Origin of the sequence: Marinobacter profundi, assembly GCF_002744715.1 — a bacterium.
Lineage (GTDB): Bacteria > Pseudomonadota > Gammaproteobacteria > Pseudomonadales > Oleiphilaceae > Marinobacter > Marinobacter profundi.
Map to the genome: position 1 here is coordinate 202,034 of NZ_KZ319367.1, position 13,082 is coordinate 215,115.

At 61.1% G+C, this 13,082-nt stretch carries 13 protein-coding genes; 2 read left to right on the forward strand and 11 right to left on the reverse strand.

Annotated features, from left to right (window positions below):
* Positions 1-10 precede the first annotated feature (10 nt).
* Positions 11-310 carry a hypothetical protein gene (locus CLH61_RS00870; RefSeq protein ID WP_099612821.1) on the reverse strand — a complete coding sequence of 100 codons (300 nt, stop codon included), beginning with the start codon at positions 308-310 and terminating at the stop codon, positions 11-13.
* Positions 311-751: 441 nt separating this feature from the next.
* Between CLH61_RS00870 and CLH61_RS00875 the strand changes: the two genes are divergently transcribed.
* Entirely contained in the window at positions 752-2,737 is a 1,986-nt protein-coding gene (locus tag CLH61_RS00875) for an SDR family oxidoreductase (protein ID WP_099612822.1), read from the forward strand.
* 71 nt (positions 2,738-2,808) lie between these two features.
* On the opposite strand, the gene rnt is transcribed toward CLH61_RS00875, so the two are convergent.
* The 3 genes from rnt to CLH61_RS00890 form a co-directional block, all read right to left on the reverse strand.
* Positions 2,809-3,438 carry a ribonuclease T gene (gene rnt / locus CLH61_RS00880; protein ID WP_273167657.1) on the reverse strand — a complete coding sequence of 210 codons (630 nt, stop codon included), beginning with the start codon at positions 3,436-3,438 and terminating at the stop codon, positions 2,809-2,811.
* Between the two features lie 40 nt (positions 3,439-3,478).
* Positions 3,479-4,519 (reverse strand): dihydroorotase, encoded by a 1,041-nt coding sequence (pyrC, locus tag CLH61_RS00885; protein ID WP_099613210.1) that lies wholly within the window; start codon positions 4,517-4,519, stop codon positions 3,479-3,481.
* A gap of 123 nt (positions 4,520-4,642) precedes the next feature.
* Positions 4,643-5,566: a histone deacetylase family protein gene (locus CLH61_RS00890; RefSeq protein WP_099612824.1), complete on the reverse strand. Its 924-nt coding sequence runs from the start codon at positions 5,564-5,566 to the stop codon at positions 4,643-4,645.
* Positions 5,567-5,738: 172 nt separating this feature from the next.
* Between CLH61_RS00890 and CLH61_RS00895 the strand changes: the two genes are divergently transcribed.
* Positions 5,739-8,483 (forward strand): bifunctional acetate--CoA ligase family protein/GNAT family N-acetyltransferase, encoded by a 2,745-nt coding sequence (locus tag CLH61_RS00895; protein WP_099612825.1) that lies wholly within the window; start codon positions 5,739-5,741, stop codon positions 8,481-8,483.
* A gap of 74 nt (positions 8,484-8,557) precedes the next feature.
* On the opposite strand, the gene rdgC is transcribed toward CLH61_RS00895, so the two are convergent.
* From rdgC to ubiG, 7 genes are all read right to left on the reverse strand, one after another.
* The gene (gene rdgC / locus CLH61_RS00900; RefSeq protein WP_099612826.1) at positions 8,558-9,487 is read right to left on the reverse strand and encodes a recombination-associated protein RdgC; all 930 of its coding nucleotides are present in this window, start codon (positions 9,485-9,487) and stop codon (positions 8,558-8,560) included.
* Positions 9,488-9,590: 103 nt separating this feature from the next.
* Positions 9,591-9,791, reverse strand: a complete 201-nt coding sequence (locus tag CLH61_RS00905; protein ID WP_099612827.1) for a DUF2788 domain-containing protein — start codon at positions 9,789-9,791, stop codon at positions 9,591-9,593.
* 61 nt (positions 9,792-9,852) lie between these two features.
* Entirely contained in the window at positions 9,853-10,623 is a 771-nt protein-coding gene (gene yaaA / locus CLH61_RS00910) for a peroxide stress protein YaaA (RefSeq protein ID WP_099613211.1), read from the reverse strand.
* 30 nt (positions 10,624-10,653) lie between these two features.
* Positions 10,654-10,890 (reverse strand): glutaredoxin family protein, encoded by a 237-nt coding sequence (locus CLH61_RS00915; RefSeq protein ID WP_099612828.1) that lies wholly within the window; start codon positions 10,888-10,890, stop codon positions 10,654-10,656.
* A complete protein-coding gene (locus tag CLH61_RS00920; protein WP_099612829.1) occupies positions 10,890-11,639 on the reverse strand; it encodes a YciK family oxidoreductase in 750 nt (249 codons plus the stop codon). Before CLH61_RS00920 ends, CLH61_RS00915 begins: the two co-directional genes overlap by 1 nt.
* Before the next feature lie 26 nt (positions 11,640-11,665).
* Positions 11,666-12,343 carry an HAD family hydrolase gene (locus tag CLH61_RS00925; protein WP_099612830.1) on the reverse strand — a complete coding sequence of 226 codons (678 nt, stop codon included), beginning with the start codon at positions 12,341-12,343 and terminating at the stop codon, positions 11,666-11,668.
* Positions 12,340-13,068 carry a bifunctional 2-polyprenyl-6-hydroxyphenol methylase/3-demethylubiquinol 3-O-methyltransferase UbiG gene (ubiG, locus tag CLH61_RS00930; protein WP_099612831.1) on the reverse strand — a complete coding sequence of 243 codons (729 nt, stop codon included), beginning with the start codon at positions 13,066-13,068 and terminating at the stop codon, positions 12,340-12,342. Before ubiG ends, CLH61_RS00925 begins: the two co-directional genes overlap by 4 nt.
* Between the last annotated feature and the right edge of the window lie 14 nt (positions 13,069-13,082).

The following is a 13,082-nucleotide window of genomic DNA, read 5'->3' on the forward strand; positions in this document are numbered from 1 at the left end:
AGTGCAGTGCTCAGTGCATGATCGCCTGGCGGGTTGCTGCAGGCTGCTGATCAAGGGTCTTACGGGCAAGACTGACAGCAGCATTGGCATCCAGTTCCCCGGAGGCGATTCTCTCCAGTACGGTCGCCATCACGGCAACGGATTGCTGGTACTCGGCAAATTCCTGCTGAAAAGCGGTATCAATGGCGTTATACACGGCCTGGATCTTGTCTTCCCGCGAGCCGCGGTCTGCTGCCGTGTCGTTGATGGCCTTGAGGCAGGCGCGGGCAATGGCGATGTAACGTTCGGCGTTGGGGTCTTTTCTGGACATGATGTAGCTTCCGCAGCAAGGAGTGTGTTTCTCTGGGGAGTAATGATAACAGATCAACGGATTGCAACCCCGCGCCGGGTTTTTCCGTCCTGAATTTAATGTTGCCGGGCCAGTGTCGGTCGGTCCGGGCTGCGGTGTGCTAGTCTCAAGCAATGTGTCGCTCCGGAGCACAGGAACCGCGGGCCTGGGGGGCGCGGCCCGCCGAGTATGGTGGGTGCGGGCAATCGCCAGCGTGCGGCGCATTAGAGTATTTGCTCTATACAAAACAATGACTTAAAGAGTAAATGCTCTAATAAAGTTCAATACTTGTGATTTGCAAATATGTACAATGCCGGCGTTTCGGTGATCTAAGACTTTAGTCTAATCCCGGTTGGGGTTGCGGCTGGCAGGGTCCCGGAGCAATGGAGATAACAATCGAGCAATAAGCAGGATGGATGATCAATGAATTATTTTCTGACGGGTGGAACCGGTTTTATCGGTCGTTTTCTGATAGACAAGTTGCTGGCACGAGGTGGTACCGTGCATGTCCTGGTCCGTGAGCAATCGCAGGACAAACTGGCCGCCCTCCGTGAGCGCTGGGGTGCTGATGAATCCCGGGTCAGGGCGGTGATCGGTGACCTCTCCAGTCCGAACCTCGGTATCGACAATGACACCCTGGCGGGCCTGAAAGGAAACATTGACCATTTCTTCCACCTGGCGGCCGTCTACGACATGGGCGCCGACGAAGACGCGCAAAAGGTCGCCAACATCGAAGGCACCCGCAATGCCTGTAACGCTGCCGCCGCGATGCAGGCAACCCGCTTCCATCATGTCTCGTCCATTGCTGCCGCCGGCCTGTTCAAGGGCACCTTCCGGGAAGACATGTTTGAGGAAGCGGAGAAGCTCGATCATCCCTACCTGTTGACCAAGCACGAATCCGAAAAGGTGGTGCGGGAGGAGTGCAAGGTACCCTTCCGTATTTACCGTCCCGGCATGGTGATCGGCCATTCCCGCACTGGTGAAATGGACAAGGTGGACGGGCCTTACTACTTCTTCAAGATGATCCAGAAGATCCGCCACGCGCTGCCCCAGTGGGTGCCGACCATCGGTATCGAGGGTGGCCGTCTCAATATTGTGCCGGTGGATTTCGTGGTGGATGCCATGGATCACATTGCCCATCTTGAGGGCGAGGACGGTCAGTGTTTCCACCTGGTGGATTCCGACCCCTACAAGGTGGGGGAGATTCTCAACATCTTCTCCGATGCCGGCCATGCCCCTCGGATGGCCATGCGGGTGGATTCCCGCATGTTTGGCTTCATTCCGCCGTTCATTCGCCAGAGCATCAAGAACCTGCCTCCGGTCAAGCGGCTGACCTCGGCGGTGCTGGACGACATGGGTATTCCGCCGTCAGTGCTGTCGTTCATCAACTATCCCACCCGGTTTGACGCCCGTGAGACGGAGCGGGTGCTGAAGGACTCCGGTATCCGTGTGCCACGGCTGCCGGATTACGCCCCGGTGATCTGGGACTACTGGGAGCGTAACCTGGACCCCGACCTGTTCAAGGACCGCACCCTGCGCGGCACCGTTGAAGGCAAGGTCTGCGTGGTGACCGGCGCCACCTCCGGTATTGGCCTGGCGACCGCTGAAAAACTGGCGGAAGCGGGTGCCATTCTGGTGATCGGCGCCCGTACCCGGGAAACCCTGGATGAAGTAGCAGCCAGCCTGGAGGCCAAGGGCGGCAACGTCCACGCCTATCAGTGTGACTTCGCCGACATGGAAGACTGCGACCGTTTTGTGAAAACCGTGCTGGATAACCACGGCCATGTGGATGTGCTGGTGAACAACGCCGGCCGTTCCATCCGCCGCTCACTGGCGCTGTCGTTTGACCGCTTCCATGACTTTGAGCGCACCATGCAGCTGAACTACTTCGGCTCGGTCCGGCTCATCATGGGTTTCGCCCCGGCGATGCTGGAGCGCCGTCGCGGTCATGTGATCAACATCTCCTCCATCGGGGTACTGACCAACGCGCCGCGGTTCTCCGCCTACGTGGCGTCCAAGTCCGCCCTTGATGCGTTCAGCCGTTGTGCTGCGGCCGAGTGGTCCGACCGCAACGTGACCTTCACCACCATCAACATGCCGCTGGTGAAGACCCCGATGATTGCGCCCACCAAGATCTATGACTCGGTTCCGACGCTGACGCCGGAAGAAGCCGCGCAAATGGTGGCGGATGCCATTGTGTACCGGCCGAAGCGGATTGCTACCCGCCTGGGTGTGTTTGCTTCCGTGCTGCACTCGCTGGCACCGAAAATGGGTGAGATCATCATGAATACCGGTTACCGGATGTTCCCCGATTCCCCGGCAGCGGCGGGCTCCAAGTCCGGCGAGAAGCCGAAGGTGTCTACCGAGCAGGTTGCCTTTGCGGCGATCATGCGGGGTATTTACTGGTAGGGAAGTTGCCGGGGTACAGGCCATACAAAAAACCCCCGCCTTGGCGGGGGTTTTTTGTTATCTGATCCAGGTCAGCAGTCGTCGTCTTCCGCCAGTGCTGGCGGCGGAAAGCCGCCCAGTTCCTGCCAGCGGTTCACGATGCCGCAGAACAGGTCTGCGGTTTTCTCGGCATCGTAGGCGGCGGAATGGGCTTCCTTGTTGCTGAACGGTATGCCCGCCAGCTTGCAGGCCTGGGCCAGCACGGTATGGCCGTACGCCAGACCGGCCAGGGTGGCGGTGTCGAAGGTTGAGAACGGGTGGAATGGGTTGCGCTTGATGTCGGCGCGCATGGCTGCCGCGAACACAAAGCTGTGGTCGAAGGTGGCATTGTGGCCCACCAGCACGGCCCGTTTGCAGTCGTGGGCTTTGACCGCCTTGCGGATCGGGCTGAAGATTTCGCTCAGGCCCTCGCGCTCGGGAACGGCTTCCCGGTCCGGGCTCCACGGATCAATGCCGGTAAAATCCAGGGCAGATTGCTCCAGGTTGGCGCCTTCGAACGGGTCAATGTGCTGCACCACCGTCTCGGCGCGGCGCAGGCGGCCGTCCTCATCCATGGTCAGCAGTACCGCAGCTATCTCCAGCAGGGCGTCGGTCCGGGGATTGAAGCCTCCGGTCTCCACATCCACCACCACCGGCAGGTAACCGCGGAAGCGTCTGGACATGGGGTGGGGGGTATTTTCTTCAGTCACTCGGGCTCCTTGATTATCGCGCGGTTTGCAGGCGCCAGGCGAGGGTCTCGCCGGCGCGCAGGGGAACAATGGTGCCGTCTGCCAGCGGCAGCGACTCGGGCATGGTCCAGGGTTCCCGGATCAGGGTAATGGTATCGGTATTGCGGGGCAGGCCGTAGAAGTCGGCCCCGTTGAAACTGGCAAAGGCTTCCAGTTTGTCGAGGATGCCCAGGCTGTCGAAGATTTCGGTGTACAGCTCGATGGCTCCAAACGCGGAGTAGCATCCGGCACAGCCACAGGCCGCCTCTTTGCGGTCCCTGGCGTGGGGCGCCGAATCGGTACCGAGGAAGAAGCGGCGGTCGCCACTGCTCACCGCTTCCTGCAATGCCTGCTGGTGGCGGTTGCGTTTGAGGATCGGCAGGCAGTACAGATGCGGCCGGATACCGCCCACCAGCATGTGGTTGCGGTTATACATCAGGTGTTGCGGCGTCAGGGTGGCGCCCAGGTTGTCGCCTGTGTGGTTACGGACAAACTCCGCGGATTCCGCGGTGGTGATATGTTCGAGCACCACCTTCAGGGTGGGAAAGTTCTTCAGGGTCGGGGTCAGCACCCGCTTCAGGAATTCGCTCTCCCGGTCGAAAATATCAATCTCCGCGTCGGTGACTTCGCCGTGAACCAGCAGCAGCATGCCGCAGTCCGCCATCGCTTCCAGCACCGGGGCGATGTTGCGGATGTCGGTAACGCCGGAATCCGAGTTGGTGGTGGCGCCTGCCGGGTAGAGTTTGGCCGCTATCACACCGGCCGCTTTCGCCTCGCGAATCTGCTCCGGTGTGGTGCTCTCGGTGAGGTACAGGGTCATCAGCGGGTTGAACGCGGTATCGCCGGCCGCGGCCAGAATCCGCTCGCGATAGGCCAGGGCCTGGTCCCGGGTGGTGACCGGCGGCACCAGGTTCGGCATGATGATGGCGCGTCCGAAGCAGCGGGCGGACGCAGGCACGACATCCGCCATGATGGCGCCGTCGCGAACGTGCAGGTGCCAGTCATCAGGGCGAGTGATGGTCAGTTGATCGGTCATGGGCGGCGGAATTCCATTGCAGGTGATGGCCATTAGAATAAACGGCGAGAGTATATCAGATGCAGAATCCGTTTGTTGCCGGCCGGCGTCCCTTTCCCTCCGGACCAACTATGCCCTGATCAGCTACACCGAGGTCAGCACCTCAAGGTGGGCGGCCACGCTTTCCGCCAGGGCTTTCAGATGGTAGCCGCCTTCCAGGGTGGAGACGAGGCGATCGTTGGCATATTCCCGGGCCACTTCCGTTAGCATTTCCGTCAGCCAGCGGTAATCGTCCGCTTCCAGGTTGAGCTCGGCCATCGGGTCGAGGCGGTGGCCGTCGAAGCCGGCTGAAACCAGCACCAGTTGCGGTTTGAACGCCTGCAGTCGTTTCAGCCAGCTCGCTTCCACCGCCTCGCGATACTCTGCGGCCGTTGCGTTGGCCGGGATCAGCGCATTGACGATGTTGTCCGCCTGCTGATAGACGTGGGAATGGGGGTAGAACGGATGCTGGAAGCTCGAGCACATCAGGATGCGCTCATCTCCGCTGACGATATCCACCGTGCCATTGCCCTGGTGGACATCAAAATCCACGATGGCGACCCGCTCCAGGTGATGGAAGTTCAGCGCCCGCATGGCGGCCAGGGCGATGTTGTTATAGAAGCAGAAACCCATGGATTTGGTGCGTTCGGCGTGATGGCCCGGTGGCCGGGCACAGATAAATGCGTTGGTTACCTGGCTGCTGAGCACCATGTCGACCGCCTGTACGTTGGCGCCGGCCGCCAGCCGCGCGGCCCGCAGGGTGTCTGGCATCATCGCGGTGTCGGGGTCGGTGAATACGCGGCCACGGGTCGGCTGCATCATGTCGAGCTGCTGCAGGTAACGCTCGGGGTGCACCATCAGTAACTGGTCGCGGGTGATTTCGTCAGGCCGGATCCAGTCCAGTTTCTCTTCGAGCTCGGTGTCGGCAAGGTAGCTGATGATCGCTGCGAGACGCTCCGGAGACTCCGGGTGTTCCGGCCCCATCTGGTGCTTCATGCAATCATCGTGGGAGAAAAACGCGGTGGTCATGGTGTGCCTTGAATCCCCGTGCTGCTGTTATTTTCGTCAATGGTATCAGGGATACCCGGGGGCTGCCGCGTTTCTTTGGTCTTATAACGGGAATAGTCGTTTTACATCAACCGCTGAGCGCCTAAGATAGGTGTAACAGAAACGCCTGATTTTGAAACACAAGGAGGCCCCTTTGGGTACCCGGTATCTGGAAAGCCTGTTTAATCCCGGTTCAATTGTGGTGGTGGGCGCCTCGGAGCGGGCCGATAACCTGGGGGGGATGGTGCTGCGTAACCTGCTGGGGGGAGGGTATCCCGGCAAGTTGCTGGTGGTGAACCAGAGCGACTATGAGAACGTCCATGGCGTGCCCTGCGTAAAGAAAGTGTCGCGGATGGGCTTCAGCCCGGAGCTGGCCATTGTCTGTACGCCGCCGGATACGGTGCCGAAAATGGTGCGACGGCTGGGCGAGGCCGGGGTGCGAACGGCCATTGTGATGACCGGGGGTATGTCCCGTGCCCACAGCAAGACCGGACAGCCGCTGATGTACTCGGTCCGCGATGCGGCCCGGGAGGTGGGCATTCGGGTGCTGGGCCCCAACACCATCGGGCTGATGGTGCCGGCCCGCGGCCTGAACGCCACCTATGCCCACATGGGCGCGATTCCGGGCAAGGTCGCGTTTGTCGGCCAGTCCGGCACCATTGCCAGCTCGGTGATTGACTGGGCCTTCGCCCGCGGGGTGGGTTTTTCCTACTTTCTCACCCTCGGGGACGGCATGGATATCGACCATGACGACCTGATCGACTACCTGGCCCAGGATACCCAGACCCGGGCCATCCTGCTGCACATGGAGAATATTCCCAACCCCCGGCGTTTCATGTCGGCGGTGCGGGTGGCGTCCCGCACCAAGCCGGTGATTGCGGTCAAGAGCGGGCGGGTGCCCGAGTCCGAATGGTTTCCCCATGACCTGCCAGCCGGCCTGACCCGCAGCGACCCGATCTACGATGCCATGCTGCAGCGCGCGGGGGTGTTGCGGGTGGACGGACTCGGGCAGATGTTTGATGCCCTCGAAACCCTCACCCGGATGCGTCCGCTGCGGCGCGAGTCTCTTGCCATCATGGCGAACGGCGTCGGCCCCGGGGTGATGGCGGTGGACCGGCTTGCCCATCTGGGCGGTGAACTGGCGCAATTGTCGGAGACCAGTATCGAGGCCCTGGCCGAGCTGTTGCCTCCCTACTGGTCCCGCAAGAACCCGATCGACCTGAACTACGATGCCTCGCCGGAGCTCTACGCCAAGGCCATCAAGGTGCTGGCGAAAGACCCCGAAGTGGCCAATATCCTGGTGATGTACGCCCCCAGCCTGACTGAGGACAGCGTGCAGATTGCCGACGCGGTGGTGCAGGCGGTCAAGGGTACCCGGTTGAATGTATTTACCTGCTGGCTGGGGCAGAGCACGGTGATGGAGGCGCGGGACGAGTTTTACCGTGCCGGCCTGCCGTCGTTTTTCTCGCCGGAGAAGGCAGTCACCGCGTTCATGCAGCATGTCCGCCACCAGCGGGTGCAGCGCCTGCTCACCGAAACCCCGGAATCCTTCACCGACCACTTTGCCGACCGTACGCTGGCGCAGCGGCTGGTACTCGGCGCCCTGCGGAGCGAGCGCAAGCACCTGACCAACCGGGAAGCCCGTGACGTGATCCGGGATTACGGGATCAACACCATTGAGACCATTTACTGTGACGACATCGAGGAGGTTCTGGAAGCCTTCGCGGTGGAACGCCGGCCGGTGGATGTGACGCTGATTCATGAGGATTACTGCCATCCGTTCCGCGAGCTCGGCTCGGGCCGCAAGCGGGTGACCTCGACGATCCAGAACCTCAACAGCGAAGCTGCCATCATCGACTCCTGCCGGATCCTCATGGAAGAGTATCTGGAGCATCATCCGGACAGCGGGTTTCATGGCTTTGCCGTGCAGCGTTCCTACCAGCATGTGGGGGGTATCGAGTTCAGCGTGGGTATTACCCGGGACCCGGTCTTTGGCCCGCTGGTGGTTTGCGGTGCCGCCGGTGCCCAGATCAACGTGATCACCGATCGCCAGATTGCCTTGCCGCCGCTGAACATGGTGCTGGCGCGGGAGCTGTTGCGTCGTACCTATATGTATAAGCTGCTGAAGGAAAACAGCTACCATCCGGAGGAGGATATCCGGGCGGTTTCGGAAACCCTGGTTACCCTGTCCCAGATCGTGATTGATATTCCGGAGATCAAGGGCCTGGAGATCTCGCCGTTGCTGTTCAACGAGAATGGTTCGGTGGCGGTCAATGTGGCCATCGACCTGTCGGACAAGCCTGGCAGACCCATCATCCAGCCCTATCCGCGGGAGCTGGAGGAGTGGATTGTGCTGCCCAAGTCCGGGCGCCGGGTGATCATCCGGCCGGTGCTGGCGGAAGATGAGCCGGCCCACCGGGTGTTCCACGAACTGCAGTCGCCGGAGTCCATCCGTTACCGTTTCTTCCAGTACCGCAAGCACTTCTCCCGCGAGGACGTCGCGCAGATGGTGCAGATCGACTACGACCGGGAGATGGTGTTTATTGCCAATGCGCCGCGGGAAGACGGCGAAGGGGAGGAAACCCTGGGTACCGTGCGCACCTGGACCGATGCCGATAACCTGCGTTGCGAGTTTGCGGTGATGGTGCACGACAAGATGAAGCACGAGGGGCTGGGCGTCGCCCTGATGCAGAAAATGATCGATTACTGCCGCGCCAAGGGCACCAAGGAGATGGTGGGTAACGTGTTGCCGGATAACCGGCCGATGTTGCAGTTGGCGGAGCACCTGGGCTTCGAGATCCATTACAACCCGGATGAGGAGGTAATGGATTTGCGCCTGGTGCTGAATGAACCGGAAAAGGACTGGCAGAGAGAGCGGCTGAGCCGCTCATCCCACTGAGCCTGTAAGCGCCGGCCGGGCGCCGGTTGCCGACCTGCACAGCTGCTGGCCGGCAACCGGATTTTCGGCGGGGGTCAGGCCTCGTCGATGATGGCCGAGCGGTCTTCGCCGCCGAGAGCCTCCAGCAGGCCGGGAATCAGCCGTGACAGCTCAAGGGTCATCAGGGTGAAGGCGGCATCAAAGCGGGCGATGGCATCGTCCGCTTCGACATCATCCAGTTGGTCCTGCAGGGTTTCGCCGAATTTCAGCCGGCGGATGCCGAGCTCCTCATCCAGCATAAAGGATACGTTGTCATCCCAGGTCACCGCGAGCTTGGTCACCTGCATACCCGCCGCCAGGTGGTTGCGGATCTCGTCGCAGTGCAGGTCGAGGCCTTTGCAGCGTACCACTCCGCCATCTTCCGAAGGGTCTTTCAGCTCGCACTCGTTGCCGAGGGTGATGGCAGCGGGCAGATCAATGGTTTCGTTCAGCCAGCCGGTAAAGGTGAACGCCGGGGCCTGCTCCACGGCGGGTGGCCGTACCGGCAGTGAGCCCAAGCTCTTGCGCAGGGTCGAGGCGAGGTCTTCGGCCTGCTTTGCTGACCCGGCATCCACCACCAGCACTCCGTCTTGCGGGGCCAGGTAAGCAAAGCTGCGGCGATTCTTGGAGAACGCCTGGGGCAGCATTTCCAGCATGACCTGTTCCTTGATCTCGTCTTTTTCCTTCTTGCGCACCTTGCGGCCCTGTTCCGCCTCAATTGCTTCGGCACGCTCTTCCACCAGTTCCTTGACCACCGCGCCGGGGATGATCTTCTCTTCCTTGCGCAGGGCAATCAGGTGGTAGCCACCGGCGCTGTGAACCAGTTGCTCACCGCGCTTACCCAGCGGTGGTACCCAGCCCTGACGGTAGGTTTCCTGAGGTCCACAGGGCTTGAAGGCATCGGCCAGGAGCTTTTCTTCGAGCGCTTCTGCGGTGATGTCAAAGGGCTTGGTAAAACGGAAAACCCGGGCGTTACGGAACCACATGGCGGTCAGTCCTTGTTCTCGGAGTGGAGTAGATTGGGATCAGAAAGGAGGGGGGATGATACGGCCACCGCTGGTAGCCGTAAAGGGTCGGTCTGGCGACAGGTCAGATCTGCATGATCTCGACCAACACGGTCTTGACGATAAAGCCGACGACGCCGGCGCCAAGCACGGTAAACAGGGCAATGGTGCCGAACTTGCCGGCCTGGGATTTCTTGGCCAGGTCCCAGACAATAAAGCCCATCCAGACAATCAGGCCGGTCAGGAAGACCAGCATGGCAACCTGGGAAAATACTGCTTCGTTCATTGGTTACTCCGGAAAAATAGCAATTGGAAAAGGGTGCCCATCGATGGCAAACGGTGAACCGTTACGCCTGGTCCCGCAGGAAAACCCAGTTATCCCGGTCGGAATCTTCTGCGCTGAAACGGTAGCCCTCAAGGTCAAAGCCCTTGAGGTCATCTGCCTGGGTAATGCCGTTCTGGATGGCGTAGCGACACATCAGGCCGCGGGCTTTCTTGGCATAGAAACTGATCATTTTGTACTGGCCGTTTTTCCAGTCCTTGAACTGGGGGGTGACCAGTCGGGCGTTCAGGTCTTTCTTGCGAACACTCCGGAAGTACTCGTTGGAGGCCAGGTTGACCAGCACACCGTCGTCGCTGGCCAGCAGGCGGTTGAGTTCGTCGGTGATCTTGCTGCCCCAGAAGGCGTAGAGATCCTTGCCACGACGGTTCTCGAAGCGGGTACCCATCTCCAGGCGATAGGGCTGCATCAGGTCCAGCGGGCGCAGCAGGCCGTACAGCCCGGAAAGGATGCGCAGGTGTTGCTGGGCAAACTCGAAGTCCTGGTCGCTGAAAGTCTCTGCCTCCAGCCCGGTGTAGACATCGCCTTTGAACGCCAGCACCGCCTGGCGGGCGTTTGCCGGGCTGAATGGGGTATGCCAGTTGCGAAAACGGTCGGCGTTGAGTTGGCCGAGCTTGTCGCTGATGCTCATCAGGTTACTGATCTGGTGCGGCTCAAGCTCCTTGAGCTGGTCGATCAACTCGCAGGCATCATCCAGATAATCCGGCTGGGTGTAGCGCTCCGTCGCCAGCGGGCTTTCATAGTCCAGCGTCTTGGCTGGTGAAACTACCATCAGCATGTCGGGCATACCTCATTCAACAATTCAGGATCAGGGCTGCAGAAAATCCAGCAGCTGGTCGCGGTCAAACGGCCAGTCCAGTTCGGCCCCGGTATCATTCCGGCGTAATACCGGAATGCGGGTGCCATAACGTTCTACCAGTTCTGTCGACTGGGCGATGTCTATGGCATCCACCGGAATGGGTTCCTGCATGGGCGTGCTGACAAGCAGGGCTTCGGCCAGCTCGCACAAATGGCACTGGGATGTGGTGTAGAAAACCAGTTCCATTACTTCGGCTGAGCGTCCAGTTGCTGGCCGTTCACCCCTTTGCTGTCTGGTCCCATCAGGTACAGGTATATGGGCATCAGCTCTTCGGGGGCGGGGTTCTGCTGCGGGTTTTCTGCCGGGTAGGCATGGGCCCGCATATTGGTGCGTGTAGCACCCGGGTTCAGGCTGTTCACGCGGATGTTGTTGCGCTCATCGTCCAGCTCGTCGGCCAGCAGCTGGCTGAGGCCTTCAACGGCAAACTTGGATACCGCATAGGCACCCCAGTAGGCCTTGGCCCGACGGCCAACACCGGATGAGGTGAAGATCACCGACGCATCGCCGGATTTGCGCAGCAGCGGAATCAGCGCGCGGCTGAGCAGGAACGGGGCGGTAGCATTGACGTGCATGACCTTGTTCCAGGTTTCCGGGTCGTACAATTCCACCGGGCTGCGGTCACCCAGAATGGCTGCGTTGTGGAGCACGCCGTCGAGCTGGCCGAAATTGTCTTCGAGGGTCATGGCCAGCTCCTCGTAATCCTTGACTGCGGCACCTTCGAAATTCATCGGCACGATGGCGGGCTTCGGATGTCCCGCGGCCTCGATCTCGTCGTACACCGACTCCAGCTTGGCCAGGGTTCTGCCGACCAGAACCACAGTGGCTCCGTGAGCGGCATAGGCCTTGGCGGCGGCGCGGCCAATACCGCTGCCGGCACCGGTCACCAGGATGATTCTGTCCTTAAGGAGATCGGACGGCGCTTGGTAATCTTGCATAAAAACGTCTCCGGTCTGGGAAACAGTCAGGAATTTGTAGGCCGGCATTGTAACAGCTTTGCCAGTTCGGTGACGCTGTCAACAATGAGGTCGGCTTGCCATAAATCAACCGATTCCGGTTCCTCGATATAGCCATAGCGTACCGCAACCGTTGTCATGCCGGCGTTACGGCCAGCCTCGATGTCACGCACGTGGTCGCCTACGTAAATGCCGTCGGCAGGGTCAGCGCCAATCTGGTGGCAGGCCAGCAGCAGGGCTCCCGGGTCCGGCTTGCGGACGCGGACATGATCGGGGCACACCACCGCGGCGCAGCGGGATGCCAGGTTCAGGGCGGCCAGCAGCGGCGTGGTGAAACGTTCCGGTTTATTGGTGACGATGCCCCAGGGGATGTTGCGTTGCTCCAGGTCGAACAGCACGTCCTCCATACCGGGGAACAGCCGGGTCTCTTCCGCCACGCCAGCCTCGTAGAGGTCGAGGAAGGCGGCGTGACGTCCGGCGTAGTCCGGGTGTTCGGGCAACAGGCCGAAACCCACCTCGATCATCGCCCGCGCGCCGTTGGAAACCGAGCGGCGAATCTGCTCGGCGGGCAGGGCGGCAAGGCCGAATTCGCCCCGTAACAGGTTAAGGCAGCGGATGAAGTCCGGTGCGGTGTCGATCAGGGTGCCATCCAGATCGAACAGCACCGTGCTCGGGGGCGTGCTCACGAGGCTTCTGCCTGGCCGCGATCATCGGCGGCGTGCATCATGTAATTGACGTCTACGTCCCGGCCCAGGCGATAGATTTTGGTGAGCGGATTGTAGGTCATGCCGGTCAGGTCGCGGATTTCCAGCCCGGCCTGGCGCAGGAAGTCAGACATCTCGGACGGGCGGATGAACTTGCGCCATTCGTGAGTGCCTTTGGGCAGCAGGCCGAGGACATATTCGGCGCCCACGATGGCAAACAGGAACGACTTCGGATTGCGGTTGAGGGTCGACACGAACAGGTGACCGCCCGGCTTGAGCATGGTGGCACAGGCCTGGATGACCGACGCCGGATCGGGCACGTGCTCGAGCATTTCCAGGCAGGTGACCACGTCGTACTGGCCGGCGTGTTCCGGATCCCGCGCCAGTTCCTCAACGGTTATCTGGCGGTAGTCCACCTGGATGCCGCTTTCCAGGCCGTGGAGGCGGGCCACCGACAGCGGTGCCTCGCCCATGTCGATGCCGGTCACATGGGCACCGCGCCGGGCCATGCCCTCGGCCAGCAGGCCGCCACCGCAACCTACGTCCAGCACACGCTTGCCGGCCAGCGGCGCGCGCTCGTCAATGTAGTTAAGGCGCAGCGGGTTGATGTCGTGCAGCGGGCGGAACTCGCTGGTCGGATCCCACCAGCGGCTGGCGAGGGCTTCGAACTTGGCGATTTCGTTGTGATCTACATTCTGGTTGCTCATGGGCCTGCTTCTGC

What these genes read in the sequence shown, in the direction of transcription:
- CLH61_RS00870 (WP_099612821.1), bottom strand. Translation starts at nt 310, where the DNA reads ATGTCCAGAAAAGACCCCAACGCCGAACGTTACATCGCCATTGCCCGC.
- CLH61_RS00905 (WP_099612827.1), bottom strand. Translation starts at nt 9,791, where the DNA reads ATGAACGAAGCAGTATTTTCCCAGGTTGCCATGCTGGTCTTCCTGACC.
- rnt (WP_273167657.1), bottom strand. Translation starts at nt 3,438, where the DNA reads ATGTCCAGACGCTTCCGCGGTTACCTGCCGGTGGTGGTGGATGTGGAG.
- CLH61_RS00875 (WP_099612822.1), top strand. Translation starts at nt 752, where the DNA reads ATGAATTATTTTCTGACGGGTGGAACCGGTTTTATCGGTCGTTTTCTG.
- CLH61_RS00915 (WP_099612828.1), bottom strand. Translation starts at nt 10,890, where the DNA reads ATGGAACTGGTTTTCTACACCACATCCCAGTGCCATTTGTGCGAGCTG.
- CLH61_RS00920 (WP_099612829.1), bottom strand. Translation starts at nt 11,639, where the DNA reads ATGCAAGATTACCAAGCGCCGTCCGATCTCCTTAAGGACAGAATCATC.
- rdgC (WP_099612826.1), bottom strand. Translation starts at nt 9,487, where the DNA reads ATGTGGTTCCGTAACGCCCGGGTTTTCCGTTTTACCAAGCCCTTTGAC.
- yaaA (WP_099613211.1), bottom strand. Translation starts at nt 10,623, where the DNA reads ATGCTGATGGTAGTTTCACCAGCCAAGACGCTGGACTATGAAAGCCCG.
- pyrC (WP_099613210.1), bottom strand. Translation starts at nt 4,519, where the DNA reads ATGACCGATCAACTGACCATCACTCGCCCTGATGACTGGCACCTGCAC.
- ubiG (WP_099612831.1), bottom strand. Translation starts at nt 13,068, where the DNA reads ATGAGCAACCAGAATGTAGATCACAACGAAATCGCCAAGTTCGAAGCC.
- CLH61_RS00890 (WP_099612824.1), bottom strand. Translation starts at nt 5,566, where the DNA reads ATGACCACCGCGTTTTTCTCCCACGATGATTGCATGAAGCACCAGATG.